The 21,392-nt window shown below is 45.1% G+C and carries 13 protein-coding genes; 11 read left to right on the forward strand and 2 right to left on the reverse strand.

Annotated features, from left to right (window positions below; all coding sequences use genetic code 11):
• Window positions 1–102 precede the first annotated feature (102 nt).
• Together A8709_RS10260 and A8709_RS10265 are read left to right on the forward strand one after the other, a co-directional pair.
• The gene (locus A8709_RS10260) at window positions 103–4,356 is read left to right on the forward strand and encodes a discoidin domain-containing protein (protein WP_065852257.1); all 4,254 of its coding nucleotides are present in this window, start codon (window positions 103–105) and stop codon (window positions 4,354–4,356) included.
• Window positions 4,357–4,598: 242 nt separating this feature from the next.
• On the forward strand, window positions 4,599–7,073 hold the full coding sequence (locus A8709_RS10265) for an S-layer homology domain-containing protein (RefSeq protein ID WP_065852258.1): 2,475 nt from the start codon (window positions 4,599–4,601) through the stop codon (window positions 7,071–7,073).
• A gap of 56 nt (window positions 7,074–7,129) precedes the next feature.
• Here the strand turns inward: A8709_RS10265 and A8709_RS10270 are convergent, their stop codons facing one another.
• Window positions 7,130–7,903 carry an IclR family transcriptional regulator gene (locus tag A8709_RS10270; protein WP_065852259.1) on the reverse strand — a complete coding sequence of 258 codons (774 nt, stop codon included), beginning with the start codon at window positions 7,901–7,903 and terminating at the stop codon, window positions 7,130–7,132.
• Between the two features lie 313 nt (window positions 7,904–8,216).
• Between A8709_RS10270 and A8709_RS10275 the strand changes: the two genes are divergently transcribed.
• Window positions 8,217–9,596 (forward strand): MFS transporter, encoded by a 1,380-nt coding sequence (locus A8709_RS10275; protein WP_244163150.1) that lies wholly within the window; start codon window positions 8,217–8,219, stop codon window positions 9,594–9,596.
• Window positions 9,597–9,656: 60 nt separating this feature from the next.
• Window positions 9,657–10,763 (forward strand): alpha/beta hydrolase, encoded by a 1,107-nt coding sequence (locus A8709_RS10280; RefSeq protein ID WP_065852641.1) that lies wholly within the window; start codon window positions 9,657–9,659, stop codon window positions 10,761–10,763.
• 94 nt (window positions 10,764–10,857) lie between these two features.
• Here A8709_RS10280 and A8709_RS10285 read toward each other — a convergent pair whose 3' ends face one another.
• A complete protein-coding gene (locus tag A8709_RS10285; protein WP_065852260.1) occupies window positions 10,858–11,673 on the reverse strand; it encodes an HAD family hydrolase in 816 nt (271 codons plus the stop codon).
• 459 nt (window positions 11,674–12,132) lie between these two features.
• Between A8709_RS10285 and pbfA the strand changes: the two genes are divergently transcribed.
• From pbfA to A8709_RS10320, 7 genes are all read left to right on the forward strand, one after another.
• A complete protein-coding gene (pbfA, locus tag A8709_RS10290; protein ID WP_065852261.1) occupies window positions 12,133–13,506 on the forward strand; it encodes a (R)-1-hydroxy-2-aminoethylphosphonate ammonia-lyase in 1,374 nt (457 codons plus the stop codon).
• A gap of 12 nt (window positions 13,507–13,518) precedes the next feature.
• Entirely contained in the window at window positions 13,519–14,316 is a 798-nt protein-coding gene (gene phnX, locus A8709_RS10295; RefSeq protein WP_084224808.1) for a phosphonoacetaldehyde hydrolase, read from the forward strand.
• Window positions 14,313–15,452, forward strand: coding sequence for a 2-aminoethylphosphonate--pyruvate transaminase (phnW, locus tag A8709_RS10300; protein ID WP_244163151.1), 1,140 nt, complete (start codon window positions 14,313–14,315; stop codon window positions 15,450–15,452). The genes phnX and phnW overlap by 4 nt, the downstream gene beginning before the upstream one ends.
• Window positions 15,453–15,586: 134 nt before the next feature.
• The gene (locus tag A8709_RS10305) at window positions 15,587–16,699 is read left to right on the forward strand and encodes a putative 2-aminoethylphosphonate ABC transporter substrate-binding protein (protein ID WP_065852262.1); all 1,113 of its coding nucleotides are present in this window, start codon (window positions 15,587–15,589) and stop codon (window positions 16,697–16,699) included.
• 78 nt (window positions 16,700–16,777) lie between these two features.
• Entirely contained in the window at window positions 16,778–18,493 is a 1,716-nt protein-coding gene (locus A8709_RS10310; protein ID WP_065852263.1) for a methyl-accepting chemotaxis protein, read from the forward strand.
• Between the two features lie 113 nt (window positions 18,494–18,606).
• Complete coding sequence (locus A8709_RS10315) at window positions 18,607–19,629, forward strand: ATP-binding cassette domain-containing protein (RefSeq protein ID WP_065852264.1); 1,023 nt, start codon at window positions 18,607–18,609, stop codon at window positions 19,627–19,629.
• Window positions 19,630–19,649: 20 nt separating this feature from the next.
• Complete coding sequence (locus tag A8709_RS10320; RefSeq protein ID WP_141692504.1) at window positions 19,650–21,350, forward strand: putative 2-aminoethylphosphonate ABC transporter permease subunit; 1,701 nt, start codon at window positions 19,650–19,652, stop codon at window positions 21,348–21,350.
• The last annotated feature ends 42 nt before the right edge of the window (window positions 21,351–21,392 follow it).

The raw sequence follows: 21,392 nt of genomic DNA on the forward strand, positions 1-21,392 counted from the left end.
ACATGAAATGTAAACGCTTTATTATCAGGTAGGCTAAGAAGGAGGAATTAAGATGGACATAGACAATTCTTGCACATTCCAATTACATAGGGGGTTCGTGATATGAAGACGATGCAACCCATTGTTTTTAATCGAAGAATGCTTTTCTTTGTTTTTTTCACTCTAATTTTGTTGGGTTTTATGGCTCAAGGTAAGGCGTATGCTGCGAATAAAACCTATTATGTGGATCCTGCTGGAGCAGATACGAATAATGGAACGAGTACTAGCACACCTTGGAAAACATTAACGAAGGTCAACGCAACAACGTTTACATCGGGTGATAAAATCTTATTTAAAGCAGGGAATAGCTGGACAGGTCAATTGTCTCCTAAAGGCTCTGGTGTAAGCGGCAGCCCAATTGTGATTGATCAATATGGAACAGGAAGTAAACCGCTTATTAACGGTAATGGAGCGGGAGCTACGCTATATTTGTATAATCAACAATATTGGGAGATTCAAAATCTAGAAATCAAAAACTATAACGGTGTTAATTCTAATCGTCGCGGAATTGAAATCGTAAGCAAAGATATCGGGACATTAAACCATATTTATATTAAAAACAACAATATCCATGATGTCTGGGGAGATAACACCAAGGACACCAACGGAAGTGCAGGCATCTTGTTTGTTTCAAGAGGAACTGTTGCATCGAATTTTAATGATGTACTGATTGACAACAATATCGTGGGTCCGGATGTTGATCGAACAGGAATCGGTTTTGCTTCTGAATTTTGGTGCAGATCTGGTGTTGGTTGTACGTCGACTCCTAACTGGTATGCAAGCACGAACGTTATTATCTCCAATAACTATGTGCAAGGTATTGGGGGAGATGGTATTGTACCTCAAGAAACGCAGGGAGCCATTGTACAATACAATACGGTAAACGGCTTTAATTTGCGTTCGGGAAGTTACAATGCGGGAATCTGGCCATGGAATGCTGATAATACGATTATTCAAAATAATGAGGCCTACGGCGGGCACACGACGCTTGATGGCACGGGCTTTGATACGGATTTTGGGTGTACGGGAACGATTATTCAAAATAACTATAGCCATGATAATGATGGTGGTTTTCTTCTGCTTATGGGAACAGATGTCGGTACGGACGATCAAGCGACGATTCGGTACAATATTTCCCAAAATGACAAGAGGGGTGTCCTTGTATTTGCGAGTGGCAACCCAACAAATCTGCAAATTTATAATAATGATTTCTATGTTGGAAGTGGCACAGGGACGGATATTATAACAACAGAAGGAAACGCAGGAAATCACGCTTGGGGGATGTACAATAACATTATTTATAATTTGGACAGTGGAGGTTACAGTTCAGGAGTAGGTGGGATGACATCAGATTACAACCTATATTTCGGGAATCATCCAACAAGCGAGCCGAATGAAGCGCATAAAATGGTAGCAGATGCGATGTTTGTCAACCCAGGAAGTGGTACGAACGGTAGAACGACGGTCGATGGTTATAAATTACTCCAGGGTTCGCCAGCATTAGGATCAGGCGTTCTGATCAACAACAACGGAGGGAAAGATTACTGGGGTAACACCGTCTCGTCGACTGCTGCACCAAACCGTGGAGCTTATAATGGGGCTGGGATTGCAGGAAGCCTTAACAAAATATCTAACCCAGGATTCGAATCAGGTGTATTATCACCATGGACGAATTGGAATACCGCAAGTGTTGTGAGCACGAATGCTAGGAGCGGAAGCAAAGCGCTTCAGTTGAGTGGGGGCCCAGGCTCCACGGAGCAAAAGATTTTCCTGAATCCGAATACGACGTATACGTTGACCGGTTATGCGAAGACGGCCAATAGTTCTGAACCTGTATCAATCGGTGTGAAAAATTATGGTGGTGCGGAAGCATCGGTGAGCATTTCAAGCACCTCGTATACACTTGGAACCGTCACATTCACAACGGGCTCAGCCAATACCTCTGCAACGATATATTTATATAAACCCGCAGGTGCTAATTCGGCTTGGGGTGACGATTTTAATGTATCTTCGACAGATGCGATCACCGTAAACGGGAGTGTTCTTGGAAGAACTTTCGACGGCGAAGGCGTTCTGAGCGGTGGCGGTGGAAATACCCGATTATTAATTGATTATCCTGAGCCCTACCGTAGTGATATTCTTGATTATTTATTCAAGCCTAATTTTGGTGCGAGTTATACGCATTTAAAGGTTGAGGTGGGGGGAGACATGAATTCCACTTCAGGCACTGAACCCAGTCATGCGAGAACACTAGCTGAGAATTCTGCTCCTAATATGAACCGGGGATATGAACTCTGGCTGATGAGTGAAGCCAAGAAACGCAACCCTAATATTGTACTTAGTATTTTGGAATGGGGAGCTCCACAGTGGGTAGGTAGTATGTGGTCACAGAACAATGCGGACTATCTGGTAAGTTATATCAAAGGTGCTAAGTCTGTATGGGGCTTAGATATTGATTATGTAGGCGGGAGTCAGAACGAGAACTTCAATGGAACCTCACAACAAGCGAGGGATTATATCGTTAATATTCTCAGACCAACGCTTGATAATAACGGTTTAAGTCAAGTGAAGATCATCGCACCTGATATTTTAAGCAGTGATTGGGCATTTGCGGATCGCATTGTAACGGACACGGCATTGAAAGATGCTGTCGATGTGATCGGCTATCATTACGTAAATGGGATATCCACTGCGAATGCGCAAAACTCAGGGCTTCCGATCTGGGAAAGCGAGGGCTGGACGGGTGTTGGCGATTGGAACGGATCTTATAATTTGGCTAGGGAAATGAATGACAACTACGTGAAGGCTAAATTAACCGAGACGAATGTTTGGCATCTTAGCAACTCGGACTATGATAACTTATCATGGCCAAGTTCAGGAATCTTGATTGCCAATTCGCCTTGGTCCGGCAATTATAAGGTGCAGCCTGCAGTATGGGCGGCAGCGCATACGACTCAGTTCGTAAAACCAGGTTGGAAGTATATCGACAGTGGAACTGGCACAAGCATCGGCAATACTTCGTACGTAACGATGAAACAGCCGGATGCAAGTGGGAATTATAGCATGATTATGGTCACGGGTGGGGCAATTGAAACTTTGAAATTTAATCTCACTGGTGGTTTATCTACGGGAACCATTCACGTTTGGAAATCCAATAGTACACAGCAATTCATGCAACAAAGTGATATAACACCCGTCGGAGGTATATTTAGTATTCAAGTAGAACCGAATGCTATCTATTCTTTGACAACAACGACAGGTCAACAAAAAGGCGTTGCCACACATGCGATCCCAGCGGCATCAGCTTTTCCTAATCCCTACAGCGAAAACTACGAGAGCTACGCCGTCGGAACTACACCTAGATATACACAAGATGAACATGGTGCGTTTGAAGTTAGCAGTAAGTTCGGAGGGACTGGAAATGCGTTGCGCCAAGTCATTACAGGACCATTACTGCAGTGGAATGCATGGGGAGAACCGATCAGCAATAGTGCATTTACAGAATTCGGGAATTTGTCATGGCGGAATTATGATTACAGTTCCGATGTATTAATAGAAAATACGGGAACCGTTTCTATCATTGGTAGAGTAGGAACCCAAATTCGTAACGTTCCACAGGATAATAAATTAAAGGGTTACAAATTAGTTATTGATCAAAGTGGAAATTGGAGGCTGGTTATTGGCGCTCCTGATATTGCAGCTGCGAGCGAAATCCAATTGGCATCAGGTGTTGTTCCATTCTCTGCGAACACATGGCACAATTTAAAACTTAGCTTTCATGATACGAACATCAAGGCCTACATCGATTCACAGCAAGTTGCTTCCGTGACCGACAACACCTTCCTTTATGGCATGGTAGGTCTGGGAAGTGGCTGGAATTATGCGCAGTACGACAATGTCTCTGTGAATGCTGAACCGCTTCGAACAAATCTAGCCCTGGGTAAGTCCATAAGCACGGATAGTGAAGAAACAGCGAAAGGAAACCTAGCAATAAACGCAAATGATGGCAATACGGATACCCGTTGGACAGCGAATGATGGGAATCTGAATCATTGGTTGAAAGTAGATTTGGGAAGTGTTACCAGCCTGACGGGGACTGAGGTCGTATGGGAACATAACAATGTGTACAAATACAAAATCGAGGTATCAAACGATAATGTGAATTGGACCACTGTTTCCAATCAAACCGGGAATACAACTTCCCAACAAACGCAGTCAGATAATTTCACAGCAAGCGGCAGGTATGTGAGAATCACAGTAACAGGGCTAGCTGCAAATGAATGGGCAAGTCTATATGAGTTTAGGGTATTTAATTGACACTTTATGTCTCTGTAATATTTGCGAGGCTGTCTCTCAAGGTCTAACAAGACCTAAGAGATAGCCTCTTCTTTGTGTAATCCATCATGAGGCGGCGGTTATTTCATAATTTTACCTTAATTAACTAGTGGTGAAAAACAGGGTTTTGTCGATTCGTGTAGAATTATTTATAGTTCTAGTGGCAACTCAACCTATCATTGATGTTGATTTGCACATTATAAGGAAGATGGAGGTAAATTGTTTTGTTAAGAAAAACGAAAAGAGTAGCAGCTATATGGATGGTTATGACTTTGCTGCTAAGTCTATGTCCACAACTGATGTTCGCAACAGCGCCCAGTTCCAGTAAGGCAATTCTGTCCTTTTCATTAGAGGGTACATATGGCGTAATCGACGAGAGTTCGCATACGATTAACGTCACCGTGCCGTTCCGCTCGGCCGTTACCAATATGTTTGAAATATTTACGGTATCTGAAGGGGCGCACATTGAAAATCATACAAGCTATAGTACGCGTACGAACTATTCGAGTTCTGTAACGTTAAAAGTAGTGGCAGAGGATAATTCTGAGCAATTGTACAAGGTAAATGTCATTGAGGGACTGAGCAACTTAAAGTCCATATCTAGCTTTAGTTTAAGCGATCCTGCAACGACGGGGTTTATCGATGACGAAGCATATGCTGTATTTCTTACGGTTCCACGAGGGACAGATGTCTCCAGCTTGAAACCCTCTTTCGCAACGGACGGGGATGTCGTTAAAGTGGGTGAGGATGTACAAATTAGCGGCACATCGACCCAGGATTTTACACACCCGGTGATCTATACGGTTGTTGCGCTAGACGGCAGCACGCGGGACTATCTGGTTACAGTAAACATACAAAGAGTACTAAGCACTGACAAAGAAGTCACACATTTCGGATTGGCCTCACTTACCTCAATTGGCATTATCGATGAGACCCTTCACACGATTTCACTTACGGTTCCTTACGGTACTAACGTAAGCGCACTAGTACCTACTTTTATCACGACAGGTATGAGGGTTGAAGTTTTTGGCCAACAACAAGTTAGTGGAGAAGAGTTACATGACTTTACATCACCTGTTATTTATCGCGTTTATGATGAAGCAAATGGGCATCAAGATTACTCCGTTACCGTAACTAAAGCGCCGCAGAATGCGAGTTCAAGCAAAGAAATAACGGCATTTCGTCTTGATGGTGTAGATGGCGTTATAGATGAAGCTACGCATCGGATCTCGGTTGAGTTGCCAAATGGATCTGTACGAAATCCAAGCACTGCAACGTTTACGACGGGCGATAATAGCGAAGTTGTTAGAGTTGGCAATGAGATTCAAACTTCGGGTCAAACCATGAATGACTTTACACAGCCCGTTATCTACACCGTTTTTGCAGAAAACGGATTGACACAGAACTACGAGGTAACGGTAGAATTGAGCAACCAGATTACTTCTTATAACCTAAGCTACCCGATTCAAGCTGCTGGGGTAATTAATGAAGCCAATAGAACCATTACTTTGGATATACCTTATGGAACGAATTTAAGCAGTACCAAAGCTGACTTTTTGACAACAGGGGATCAGGTCCTTATTAATGGCGTTGTGCAGCAATCGGGCGTGACAGAGAATGACTTAAGTTTATCTCCTACTGTGTACGCAGTAGACTCGGAGAGCGTAAGTAAACCGTATCAATTGATTCTGCATGTGGGCTTAAATCCTGCAAAGGAGCTTACGACGTTCAGTGTTACGAATCCGCAAATCAATGGTGTCGTTAATGCAAGTAATCATACCGTTGCTATGACGGTTCCTTACGGGACGAATGTAACGGCATTAGTACCTAGCTTTACGTTTATCGGGGCAAAAGTAAAAGTGGATACACTTGATCAAGTAAGTGGTGTTACTGAGCAAAACTTTACGAATCCCGTCACTTACTCGGTCTATGCGGAAGATGCAACATCGCTAGACTATATTGTTACAGTTACAATAGCAGCAGCAACAGCAACAGGCAACAATGGGTATGTACCATCACAGCCTCCTATTAAGGAGCCAACCGCAGCTGTTTTCACGCCAGTAGTTAACATAGACAAACTGGAAGCGTTCTTGAACGATAAAATTCAACAAGCCAAAACGAACCCAGTCCACACCGAATTCTCCGATGTTAACAAGCATTGGAGCCAAGCCAATATTGATCTTTTTGTAAAATTAGGTGTCCTATCGGGTTATGAAGATGGTACATTTAAACCGGACGCTAGTATTACGCGTGCAGAATTTGCTTCGATTATTGCTAAAGTGTTTACAATGGATGCCGCGGGCACCGCTGGGCAATTAAAAGATGTGACTAATCACTGGGCGAGCAACGCAATTTCAGCGCTAGTTTCTAACGGAATTATTCAAGGTTATGAAGATGGGACGTTCAAACCCGATCGTACCATTTCGAGGGCAGAAATCATTGCGATTTTAGGCCGGATCATTGATTTAAAAGGGATTGAAAAGCATGAAGAAGCTTCGTTCAAGGATATAAATGGTTCATGGAATGCTTCTGAAATTCAAATGGCGGCATCTATCGGTTTGGTTGAAGGTCGTGATGCCAATACGTTTGCGCCTAATGCATTCTCCACTCGAGCAGAAGCGCTGACAATCATCCTGCGTGCATTGAATATGAATCCAGATTTGAAATCCTTGCTAGAACAGCTTCAATCTAGCAAATAGAGGTAGAGGCTCTCCCCTCAGGGAGGGCCTTTATCTTTTTTGTGAACCTTTCCGCGCTATTTGAGATAACCAAACTGACGCGACACCTCTCTCGCCGTTTTGACCACTTTCGGGATATACGAGTTGATTCGGCTCTCGTCCATTCGAGATGTTGGAGCAACTAACGTAAGAACAGAAATGACCTGCCCGGTTGAATCGCGAATAGGAGAGGAGATGGAGACGATGTTTTCGATAAATTCGCCAATGACGACGCAATAATTGTGCTCACGAATTTGTTTAAGCTGCGCTTTCAATTCAGATGGGTCGGTTATGGTCTTGGCTGTATAGGGAATAAGCGGGCCTTTCAAACATTTATTCAGTTCAAGTGGTTTCTGAAAAGCAAGAAGCATTTTGCCTGAGCTTGTGCAATGGATCGGATTTCTACCACCGACGGGAGAGGATAATTCTTCCTTTGTGGCACCGCCAACTTGAAAAATATAGGAAACTTCGTTTTCTTCTAATACAGCTACGCGTAGAGCCTCCGAGGTTTCACGAGCAAGACGCTCGATAATGGGGCTTGCGGCATCTGCTAAATGGGAATACGTAGTGACCATAACTTGATATAAGGATACAATTCGTTGGCCTAACCTGTATGTATGGTTGACAGGGTCTTGATACACAAAGCCTTCGCTTAATAGGGTCGATAGTAATCGGCTTGTTGTGCTTTTACCAAGACCTAACTCGTTGGCTAACTCAGTTAGCCTTCTTTCCGGCGTTTGTACGGTAAATAGTTTTAATAGGCGCAAGGCGCTTTGAACAGATTGAAGCATTTGCGGATTGGAACTCGGCATGATGAATCGGCAACCTCCGAATCGATGATTAGTTATAAATTTGCACTGTTCCGTATAGAGGAACAATTGCATTGTTAGCGCTACCAATTGCCTATTATTATACATACATAAGAGCTCTTAACCAATCCAGATTTGCTAACCAGCATACAAGCAAGGAGTTGTTAACGATGACTATGTAATACAAGGGTGAGTGCTGATGTTAGATTTCAAATAAAGTTGATACCGCTTACATCAGCGTGAAGATTTACGACTTAGCGATAAGGGATAGTCCCAGAGAACGTATTGCAGATGACCCTAGTGAGGAGAATGCACCATGAGTGTGATAATGAAATCCGAAAACAATGTGGCAGCTACCCCATCCATGACCAAAATCAAATTCAAAGAAAAACTAGGATACGGCCTCGGGGATTTTGCGAGCAACCTGATCTGGACAGCGACTTCAGCTTTCGTAGCCTTTTTCTATACGGATGTTGTAGGGCTATCAGCCGCCGCGGTAGGTACATTGTTGCTAGTGGCCCGTCTGATAGACGGATTTGCTGACATAGGCATTGGGGCCCTCGTGGATAAAACCAAAAGCAAACACGGGAAGGCCCGTCCATGGCTGCTTTACCTTGCTGTACCGTTCGGTGCTGCTGGCATCCTTCTATTCTCGGCGCCGGATCTCGGACCCTCTGGCATTCTGATCTACGCCTATATCACGTATTTGTTAGTGAATATCATTTATTCAGGAATCAATGTCCCTTATGGCGTGTTGAATGCATTGATCACGCAGGAACCTTACGAGCGGTCTATTCTTAACATTGTTCGCATGATTTTGGCTCTCACCGGAGCTATTGTCGTAACCATGTGTACAATGCCTCTGGTAAGCGCTTTCGGCGGCGGAAAAATGGGGTGGACCCTAACTTTTACGATCTTTGGGGTGATGTCTTCGATCTTATTTTTACTGACATTTATGACAACGAAAGAAAGAGTCAGGCCGTCAGTCGTTCAAAACGACATTCCTCTTAAACGTGCTATTAAAGCGTTATTCCGGAACAAATACTGGGGCTTAATGGTTGTTTTTGCACTTGTCACCTTTATTGGCTCTGCTGCATCCAGCGCAGTTAACGTGTATTATGCGCAGCATGTGCTTCATAATGCTGCTTTGGTTGGAACGCTGGGTATAGCTGCTCTAGTTCCTATGTTGGCAGGATTATTCTTTGTTGCACCCATTATTAAGAGATACGGGAAGAGGAATGCCGCACTGTTCGGAACCGTTATTGTTATTTTGGGCTCACTTGTCATGATGATCGACCCTTCAAACTTAAGTATTGTCTTATCTGGCACAGTCCTGAAAGCCATCGGAACAGTACCTGTCATAGGAACGGTCTTCGCCATGATGGGTGATACCGTCGATTATGGGGAGTGGAAAACAGGAGTTCGGACGGAAGGCCTTGTGTATAGTGCAGGGAGTTTTGGCGGTAAAGCCGGGAGTGGTCTGGGAGCTGCCGTAGTTAGTTGGGTGTTGGCCTGGGGTGGATATGTCGGTGGGCAAGACACGGTAAGTCTTTCGGTTCAGCATGCCATTCAATTTCTCTTCATCTATCTACCAATGATCATAGCGGTCGTTCAGTTGATCATCTTGTGGTTCTACAAGTTGGATCAGAAATATCCACAAATCATGAAAGAATTAAATGAGGCGAAGTCAAGTTAGCCTTGGGATACGGATCTGCTTTTTAACATCCAAAAAAGTTTAAGGGAGTTGTGCGAAATGATGAGTACGAGTGAAGTATATAAGAAATTGGTTTCTTTGACAGAAGAACGGGCAGTTGTGGAGCATCATGAAGGCTTGGATATTGTGATTAAAAGGGTACCGGATTCCGATGTCGAGGGTGATTTGGATCCTAGAGTGTTGACAGTTGCGCTGGAAATGGCGGAGAGAATGGCGTCTGGCCCCAAGATGGACTTCAGCTTAGAAGGACCAGAAAACCTCGCTAGACTACGTGCGATGATGGGGTGGCCGAATGTAGATGTCACCGTCACAGCTATTGAAACAACACATATAACCATTGCAGGTACTAACGGGGAGATTCCGCTCCGTATTTATTCTCCGCATACAAGTGGCCCTCTGCCTGCTATTGTTTTTTTTCATGGGGGTGGGTTCATCGGCGGTTCTGTAGATTGTGTAGAAAACCCATGCAAATCTTTAGCGGAAAAAGCGGGCGCTGTCGTTATTAACGTTGACTATCGCTTAGCGCCGGAGAATCCCTTCCCTGCTGGGCTAATCGATTGCTTTGATGCGGTCAAATGGGTATACGATAACGCCGCCGAAATCCAAGTTAACCCGCAACAAATGGGGGTCGCAGGCGATAGTGCTGGCGGTAATTTAGCCGCAGTATGTTCGATCATGGATCGGGATCAAGGTACGGGGATGATTAAATACCAGGCTTTACTATACCCGACTGTTAATATGGACGCGATTCCCACCGAAGATTTCAAATGGGAGCTAGAAGCCTATAACGTTAAACATCATCATGAACTCATCCATGGTATGATACATGCTTTAGGTGCGTCATCTGGCGGGCTCGAGCAGATCTACCTGCAAGGTAAAACGGCGGTTACAGAGCCTTATGTGTCTCCGCTGCTAGCGGAAGATGTAAGCGGCTTGCCGGCAACACTTGTTATTGAAGCTGAATATGATTACCTGAGATTGGAAGGCGAAGCCTATGCCAGAAGATTAATTAGAGCTGGAGTCCCCACCAAGATGATCAGATACAACGGTGTTGATCATGCCTTTATGGACAAGATCGGGCTGTACCCGCAGGCAGAGGACTGCATGAACGAAATCGCCAAAGGGCTAAAGGCCTTGTTTGCCGAGTAGATGTATGTAAGATGAGAAAAGAGCCTTTCGGAGCGAATCCGAAGGGCTCTTTTCTCATCTTACATAGGTGTTCGAAATTGCAACTATCATTCTACTAACTAGGTTGTTGCAAAACTTGCATGGAAAGTAAAAGCTGCGGAATCTCCGTTAAACTACGAACCTCATAGGAAGGTCGAATAGGAGCGGGTGCATGCTCTGGATGCCGGTTAATCCAAATGTTGGTGATCCCGACGTTATGAGCGCCTAGAATATCTGTTGCTAATGTGTCTCCGATCATGACAGCTTCATTCGGAGGAATGCGGAGCAGATCCAGAGCATGTTGGAAAATGGAAGGATTTGGTTTGCCGACACCGTAAGTGCCAGAGATGATAATATGATCAAAATAACTGGCAAGGGAAGGAATACTATCTATTTTTTCCTGTTGAATACCAGGTGCACCATTAGTCATTAACAGCAAAGCATATTCTTTGTGTAAGGTTTCCAGTACTTTGAAGGTGTCGTCATAGACGAAAGGACGATTTCTTCTTTCTTGCATGAATTGTTCTGCGAGCTCGGATGCGAGTATAGAGTTCTCAATACCTACGGCTTGCAGTCCGCGATGCCACACATTCTTTCTATATAGGGGGGCGAACTCTTGCATGATGCGAAAATTGGGATGCGCCCCTTGCTGGAAATTCCCCCATAATGCTTCCAAATCGGTCACCTCAATCATGTGGAGCCAATCATATAAATCCAAAGATTTAAAAAGATCATGGGCAGCTTCGCGGACGGCCTGTTCAAGTACGGAGGGATCAAGAACGTATTGATTCGCTGCACGTTGGCAGGTTGCCAGGAACGCTTCATTAATGCTCCTCTCATCCCATAATAAGGTGTTATCTAAATCGAAAATAAGGGCTTTCTTCGTAGGCATAGATGTGAATCCTCCTTGTCTGCAAACGGATCTGACATGTTGTTTTGTTGAGATTTAAATTGATAATAACGCAATATATAGGGTTTTACAATGGATAAATCCTTAAAATAAACAACAAACAACATTAAACAACATGATTTAACAAAACTTAACGATGAGTTTACATTGCACAAATAAAACTAGGGGATCGCAAGCGAGTGGAAATTGCTATAAGCCTGTACAAATCCGATTCGAGCACACAAAACTGAAAACTGGATAAGATGCACTTTTATATTTATTTGAGTTTTGTGGTAAATCTCGTTGCATAAGGCGGAATAGTCCATCTCTATCACTAAAAAACAACTAAATAAAATTAAAACAACGAAAAAACATAAAATTTACATTGTTTTAACCGTCAGTTGACAAATGTCCCGTATGATTAGAACTAAGCACAACCAAATCCAACCTGAGGTGATTACGATGTACGAGCACAAAGCCTATATGAAGACAGAAGGCGATATCAATTTGACCGATGCCCGTAGGGCATGGTTGAACGATCAAGTCGATGACGCCGTGCGATTCATTCTGCAAGAGGATGAAGATGTCTTCCTACACCAAACATTGTCTTCACCTTGTCTAAACGTCTTAACTGCCTGTGAAGGGATTTACGTAGAGGATGCTCAGGGAAGAAGAATCATGGATTTCCACGGAAACAATGTGCATCAGCTTGGTTTCGGCCATCCCGATGTTATTGAAGCCGTTAAGCAGCAGTTAGATCAACTCTCTTTCTGCACCAGAAGATATACGAATGTTCCCGCCATTGAATTGGCGAATAAATTGGTTGAATTAACGAACGGCTCCTTGAGCCGCGTGCTTTTCGCACCAGGCGCGACGTCAGCGATCGGTATGGCTTTGAAGCTGGCGCGGGCCGTAACCGGGAAGTATAAGACGCTTTCCATGTGGGGCGCTTTTCACGGCGCATCGCTCGATGCTATATCCGTAGGTGGCGAAGGGGCATTCCGCAGAGGCCTGGGCCCATTACTTCCTGGAGCGGAGCATGTCATTCCTTTTAACTCCTATCGCTGTGTGTTTGGTTGTCAAGATGAGGGGCATTCCCTTTGTTTGAAACCCATTGAATATGTGCTGGAGCAGGACGGTGAAATTGGGGCCGTCGTCGTGGAGACGATTCGTAATACGGATGTACAGATTCCGCCGATTTCGTACTACCGCAGATTGCGCGAACTCTGCGATAAACATGGCGCCTTACTCATTGTAGATGAGACAGCGACAGGACTTGGGCGAACGGGTACCATGTTTGCGTATCAGCATTATGGCATTGAACCCGACATGATGGTACTAGGCAAAGGCTTGGGAGGCGGCGTGTTCCCGATGGCTGCCTTGTTGGTGAAGGAAGAATTGAACAAGGCACAGGAAATGTCGATTGGCCATTATACGCACGAAAAGTCGCCAGTTGGAGCAGCAGCAGGCTTAGCGGCCATCCGAGTCATCGAGGAAAATGACTTATTGGCACACGCGAATGTGATGGCTGACCTCGCAAAGCAGCGTTTGAAGGGCATGATGGAACAATATACGATCATTGGTGACATACGCCAAATTGGCTTACTCATTGCTGTGGAGCTAGTAACAGATCGAGTGACGAAGGAACCGGCCGTTCGTCAAGCCGAGCAAGTTATGTATGATTGCTTGGAGCATGGGCTTAATTTCAAAGTATCCAAAGGAAATGTACTTACTCTTTCACCACCACTGATCATTACCGCGGAGCAGTTACATGCAGCATTCGATATTTTAGAAGCCAGTCTTGCAAAAGTTGAACATCCACTATCGATTTCATAAGGAGGCAAATAGATGATACAAGCTGTTATTTTTGATTGGGCAGGGACGATGGTTGATTACGGGTGCTTTGCACCGCTGAATGTGTTTATGGAGGTTTTCCGCAAGCGAGAAATCGCCATCACGATCGAAGAGGCAAGAGCGCCTATGGGCCTATTGAAACGCGATCATATTCGCGCCATTTTACAAACAGAGCGTGTCGTCGGTCTATGGCAGGAGCGCTATGGAAGGCTTCCAAATGAAGACGATATCGATGAGCTGTATGCGGATTTCGAGCCGATGCTGCTCGCAATTGTGCATGAATATGCCGAGCCGATCCCAGGCGCCATCGATTTGACCAATCGCCTGCGTGAACGAGGCATTCGTCTCGGATCAACGACAGGCTACACGGCTGAGATGATGGCGATTGTTACGAAGGAAGCTGCGAAACGTGGTTACGCACCCGACCATTTGGTCACGCCGAACGAGGTGCCAGCTGGACGTCCTTACCCGTGGATGATCTACCAGAATGCGATGGCTTTGAATGTGTACCCGATGCACAACTTGGTGAAAGTCGGAGATACCACAAGTGACATTCAGGAAGGCGTTAACGCAGGCGTGTGGACGGTTGGTGTGGTGAAAGGCAGCAGTGAACTCGGCATGAGTGAAGCGGAAGTGCAGATAGCTGCGCCGGACATTCTCCAGAAGCGTATGGAGCTGGTGAAAGCTACATTCCTTGCACAAGGTGCACATTATATCATTGATTCCATTGGTGAATTGGATACCGTCATTGATCAAATCAATCAACGTATAGAAAGAGGAGAACGTCCATGAATATGAAACTAAATGTCAATTTGAACCAACTTCCCGATAACCCGTATCTACTTTTAACACCAGGTCCACTATCTACGAGTAAAAAAGTAAAAGCAGCCATGCTCCGTGACTGGTGCACGTGGGATCAAGATTACAACGAACTGGTTCAATCGATTCGCAGCCGACTGGTGCAAATGGCGACAAGTCATACGGATGCTTATACGACGGTATTGATGCAGGGCAGTGGTACATTCTGTGTAGAGTCCGTTATCGGGTCCGTCATCCCGCCTAGCGGCAAATTGCTGGTACTTACGAATGGAGCTTATGGCAAGCGCATTGCGCAAATGGCTGAAGTACTGGGGATTTATGCGATTGTTTTGGATTCGGGTGAGACGAAGCCAGTCAACGTGAAGCAACTCGAAGAGATCCTGAAAGTCGATGCTTCGATTACACATGTCGCCGTCGTTCATGTTGAAACGACGACAGGCATGATCAACCCGATCGCAGACGTGGCGAAAGTGTCCAAGAAATACGGCAAAACTGTCATTGTCGATGCCATGAGCAGCTTTGGCGGCGTGCCAGTTGACGTTGAGGCACTGGACATTGATTTTCTCATCAGCAGCGCGAACAAATGCATCCAAGGGGTACCTGGTTTCGGTTTTATTATTGCGAACAAAGAAGCACTCTACACGTGCAAGGGGCTTGCGCGCTCGCTTTCACTGGACTTGTACGACCAATGGGAAACGATGGAGCACGGCAATGGCAAATGGCGCTTCACCTCTCCAACGCATACGGTGCGCGCTTTTGATCAAGCGATGCAGGAGCTGGAAGAAGAAGGCGGCGTCTTGCGCAGATTCGAACGATTCACACGTAATCAACAAACGTTGGTAGCGGGAATGAAAAAGCTCGGCTTCCAAACCTTGCTGCCAGACGAATGGCAATCGCCAATTATTACCTCGTTCCTTTTCCCGGATTCTGCTGTGTTTTCTTTTGATGAGTTTTACGCGCGGATGAAGCAAGAAGGGTTCGTCATCTATCCAGGTAAAATTACAGCGGCGCCAACTTTCCGTATAGGTAATATTGGAGACGTTCATTTAGAAGACATCCACCGTTTACTGCAAGGGGTAGAAAATCAATTGTTTTGGAAAACAACTTAAAAACAACTAAATAAAATTAAAAACAATATCTTAACTTGTATTTAACACTGTTTTTACAAAACTGCTTTATAGTAAAGGTATCAGGATGAACACATCCGGTTAATAGAAAGCCAAAGGGAGAGGAATTTGAAACGATGAAAAAATCTTTCGTAAGTGCAGCAGCAGTGATGAGCGTTGTATTTCTTTTAACAGCATGCGGCGGTAAGGCGACTAGTACAGACACAGTGAAAACAGGTGCTTCGGCAAGTCCAGCGTCAAGTGCAAGCTCAGCAACAAATGTGGATACAACAAGTAAAGATTTGACTGTGTACACAGCACTAGAAGACGATCAAATCAAAACGTACCTTACCACCTTTAAAGCCAAATATCCGGATGTGAAAGTGAATATTGTTCGTGATTCCACGGGTATCGTAACAGCCAAGCTGCTCGCAGAGAAGGATAGCCCGCAAGCAGATGTTATATGGGGGCTTGCAGCAACAAGCTTGTTAGTACTGGATCAGAACACAATGTTGGAGCCCTACTCACCAAAAGGTGTAGATCGGATCCTTCCTGACTTCAAAGATAAAAATGCTACAACCCACTGGGTGGGGATTGATGCTTGGGAAACAGCTTTTATCGTGAATAAAGTGGAAATGGAAAAGCGCAAGCTGGCGATTCCACAATCCTATGAAGATTTAATTAAACCGGAATACAAAGGCCTCATCACGATGCCGAATCCTTCTGCTTCAGGGACAGGCTTCCTGACCGTATCTGGTCTGCTTCAACTGAAAGGCAAGGATCAAGCATGGGATTACTTAAACAAGCTGAACGATAACATTGCGATGTACACGCTCTCTGGTTCTAAACCAGCCAAGTCGGCAGGTACAGGCGAATATCCAATTGGTATTTCGTTCGGTTACCGTGGTATTCAAGAGAAGAAAACCGGATCACCTGTTGAAGTAGTATTCCCAAAAGAAGGCTCTGGTTGGGATGTTGAAGCCAATGCGCTTATGAAAAAGAAAACGATCAAGCAAGTAGCGAAAGACTTCCTGGATTGGGCAATTACCGATGATGTAATGAAAGAATACAACAAAAACTACGCGATTTTGGCAATCAAAACGGATTCAACGAAAATTCCAGACGGTTATTCCGTTGATCCAGTGAAGCAGTTGATCAAAAACGATTTGAACGATGCGGCTAAAAACCGTGAAAGTGTGCTGGCTGAGTGGGATAAGCGCTTCAACGCCAAAAGCGAACCGAAAAAATAGAGGTGAAAAGAATAAAATGGCTGACTGCGAATCGAGCTTTGCAGCCAGCTGTTTTATTTTTATCGGAGGATGTGACGAATGAATTGGATCAGGCATATGAAAATAGGCAATAAAATTTTGTTATTAAATGTATTGGCGGTCTTATTTCTCATCGTACTGACGATTACCAACTATTTTTTTCTGCGGGATATGAACCGAATGGCAGACCAGCAGTACCAGGACGATTATTTGCCGACAACATGGATTGCGAAATTGGAAAGTAATGTACATACGATGAATGATCGACTGCTGGAGCATACGCTAAGTCCTGATCCACATTACCGTGAGGTACTGGATAATGAAATTGGCAAAATACGAGAGCGTACCCATCAACTTTTGACCCAATACGAAGCTACTGTGCAGGACGATCCTGTGAATGAACTTTGGATATCGAAGTTGAAAGAATCCATGCTCACGTACGAAGAGGACCAGAATAAAGTGAAGAGCTTATCGGTGTCTGGCCAAGAAAAAGAAGCGTACGCATACTACAAAATGCATATCAAAAGCACTATGGAGGATATGAGCTCTTATATCGATAGCTTACAGAAAGACCGATTGGAAACATCGAGCGCTTTGAATACAGAACGGACCCAGTTATACACGCGATTGATTTGGATTCTCATCCTTTCTTCTCTAGTAGCTATTGCTGTTTTCTATGTCGTTGGCCGATGGATATCAGCATTAATCGTAAGACCGTTACACCTCATGCAGGTTCTTATGGCTAAAGCAGAGTCGGGCGAACTCACGTTGCACGAAGCAACTGTTGCGAACGATGAAGTCGGCATGCTGCACCGTTCCTTTCAATCCATGACGGGAAGTTTGCGGACATTGATTGGGCATGTGCAGCAGAGTGCCTTGCAACTTACACAACAAGCGGAGCAATTCTCACAACATGCGGAGCAAAGCAAGCTTGCGGCCGAAAGTATCGCGATCTCCACTGACACGCTTTCCCAAGGTATCCAAGTGCAGGTGGAAAGTGTAACGGAGGCTTTGCACACGATGCAAGGCATGAAGCAAGAGCTTGGTTCGATTCATGTGAACAGCCATCAGATGGCGCTGCTTGCGGATACAGCTTCACAATCCTCGCAGAGCGGCATGAGCTCGGTGGAGGAAATGAAGGAGCGGATTGAACTGATTTGCGCTAAGGTTTCCTCCGCTGGAGACGTGGTGGATGAGCTTCGTGCAAGCTGCAACCAAATCAACACAATCACAAGTGCTATCGCGGACATTGCGGAACAAACCAATCTTCTTGCCCTGAATGCGGCAATTGAAGCAGCACGGGCCGGTGATGCAGGCAGAGGATTTAGTGTCGTCGCCGAGGAAGTGCGTAAGCTGTCGTCGCAGACGAATCATGCCGCGAAACAGATTGTTGTTTTACTCAGAGAGATTGGGAATAAAGCGGAGGATGTTGACGTCACGATGAAGCAGGGCGTTAAGCTGACCCATGATGGCGTCCAAGCTTCCAATGAAGTGGGAGACGCTTTGCTGAGTATTCAGACTGCTTTTTCTAGTGTTTCCTTGAAAGTGCGGGAGGTTAGCACTTCTATCGCCCAAGTTACAGAGCGAAGCGATCGCGTTGTGACCTCTATGATGGAAATAACGACAGCGGCGAACCAAGGGGCTTCTTCCAGTCAGGATACGGCTTCAGCGAATGAAGAACAGCTCGCCATGATGGAAGAAATATCGCTGTCTTCGCGGAGCCTTCATGGGATGGCCGCGGAGCTGCAGCAAGCATTAATTGGTTTTACGGTGTGAAGCGAGTGGAAAACCAACGTAAACCAACAAATTACACAAAACATGCTTTCGTTTAACAAAGCGTTGACACTTTCGAATTATACTTAAGTTATCCAGAAATGAGGAGGACAATGATGTCACAAGCGTACCTGTCCATACAAAATATCCATAAGACATTCGGCTCTTTCACGGCGTTGAAAGAGATTAACATTGATATTCAAAAGAATGAATTCATTTGCTTGCTCGGCCCAAGTGGCTGCGGAAAGACGACACTACTTCGTATTATCGCAGGTCTTGAGAAACCAACACATGGCCGCATTACGGTCGGGGGCAAAGATATTACGACACTTCCTCCAGCCAAAAGAAACTTCGGCATGGTGTTTCAATCCTATGCGTTGTTTCCGAATCTGACGGCTTATCAGAATGTTGCCTATGGGCTGCAAGGTAGACATTTCTCGAAGAAAGAAATCGACGAGAAAGTCAGAGAAGTGCTGTCCCTTGTAGATTTGACGCACATTCACGATCGTTATCCGTCCCAATTGTCTGGCGGTCAGCAACAGCGGATTGCCCTCGCTCGGGCGATTGTACTTTCGCCAGATTTCCTACTTCTGGATGAGCCATTATCTGCTTTGGATGCGAAGGTGCGTGTGAAGCTGCGCGAGCAAATCTGCGATCTGCAAGAGAAGCTGGGCATTACGACGGTGATGGTGACGCATGATCAGGAAGAAGCCCTCACGATGGCAGATCGTATTGTCGTCATGAAGAACGCCGAAGTCATGCAGATCGGGTCGCCAGAGCAAGTCTATGACGAACCGAACTCGCCATTTGTAGCCGATTTTATCGGTTCTATTAACTTTTTGGGTGAAAATCAAACGAAAATCGCGGTAAGGCCGGAACATATTCGTATCTCCGCTCCTGGGTCGATGCAGGGGATTCCAGCTATCGTGAAACATATTGAATTCAGAGGCGCTTTCTACCGCTTACTCTTACAACCAGCTGGTCACCATGGCGGTCAACATGATTGGGAACTGCTCACGATTGACGTATCCGCGCATGTTTCACAGCATCTGAAACTGACTAAGCATGCGGAGGTAACGATCGAGTTTCCAGAGGAGAAACTAATTAATTTCAGTGAGGAAGCTGTGGTGAATCTGTAATGCAGAAGCAAGCCGTCATCATGAATACCACTCCGCGTCGCAATTGGAGCGAGCTGTTTTCCTTACAAAACCTACTGATCGTTGTGCTTGTTGTTACCCTTTCCATCAGTACGTTAATTCCACTTCTCTTGTTGTTTAGCAAGGCATTTCTCAATAAAGAAGCGGAATTCATTGGTTTGAAAAATTTTATTACCTATTTCTCCACGCCTGCCTTGGCACGGTCACTGGCGAATACAGTGTGGGTATCGGTCTTGTCCACAACGATCGCTGTCGTACTCGCATTCCTTTATGCGTATGGGATTAGCAGAGCTGCGATTCGTGGTAAAAGCTTTCTACACTACATCGCGTTGTTACCGCTCTTCGAACCAACGATGATGCATGGGATAGCCTTAACTTACCTGTTTGGTAATCAGGGGCTAGTTAGCACCGGATTCTTCGGATTGCTCCCGGAAATGCGTATTCCGATATATGGACCTATCGGGATTGTGATCTCGGAAGTCATTTACTTATTCCCGCAAGCATTTCTCATTTTTATCACGGCTTTATCGATTACGGATCAGCGGCTGTATGAGGCTGCAGAGTCCCTAGGCGCGAGTAAGTTCAAGTCCTTTATGAGTGTTACCTTGCCATCCGTTAAATACGGTTTGATCAGTGCAATTTTTGTCTGTTTTACGGCAAGCTTTACGGATTTCGGTGCGCCACAAGCGATTGGCGGCAAATTTAATGTACTGGCTACCGATATTTACAAGCAAGTGATCGGTCAGCAGAACATGTCGATGGGGGCAACGGTAGGCATTCTGCTAACGATTCCGGCATTTATCGCATTTGCAGTTGATCGGTTCGTGGATCGGAAGCAGCGCGCGATGACTTCCTCGAAGTCAACGCCGTATCAGATTCCAGAGGGGAAATGGCGTGACCGATTGTACCGTGTATTTTGCTGGATGATGACGATCGCCATTCTGATCCCGCTGTGTACGATTTTGTTCGCTTCCCTTATCAAGGTGTGGCCTTACAATATCAGCTTTAGTATGAAGCATTATAATTTTTCGACCGTTGCCGGCTCAGGTCTGGACCCTTTTTGGAACAGCTTAAAGGTATCGGGCCTCACAGCGATTGTCGGTACGATCGTGACGTTCGTTTTTGCCTATTTGATTGAGAAAACCAGGTACTTAAAAGGGCTGCGACAAGTTGGTTATTTCTTATCCATTCTGCCGCTTGCACTGCCGGGTATGGTTATTGGACTAGCTTATATTTTCTTTTTCAACGATCCTGCCAATCCTCTGAATTGGATATATGGAACCATGGCGATTATTGTGCTGGCGAATATCACCCATTTCTATGCAGTACCGTTCATCACAGCGACGACAGCGCTCAAAAAGTTAGATAAAGAATTCGAACTTGTTTCCGAATCGATGCGGGTACCCTTTTACAAAACATTTCTGAGAGTCACCGTTCCGATGTGCTTGCCATCCATTGTGGAGATCGCGATGTTCTTCTTTGTCAACTCGATGGTGACCGTTTCAGCAGTTGTGTTTCTGCGTTCTGCTGATATGAACTTGGCTGCGGTGGCGTTGGTGAATATGGAAGACGCTGGTGATGTTGCGGCCGCGGCTGCAATGTCGATGCTGATTGTGCTGACGAATATTGTGATTCGTTTTGCGTACGAGCTTGTGCTTAAGAAAGTGAAGAGAAGAACGGCAGCTTGGCAAAATCACAAGTAAAACCATATAATTACACTACAACGCAATAATAAATCGGGGGTT

The sequence above is a fragment of the Paenibacillus pectinilyticus genome (assembly GCF_001700435.1).
GTDB lineage: Bacteria > Bacillota > Bacilli > Paenibacillales > NBRC-103111 > Paenibacillus_E > Paenibacillus_E pectinilyticus.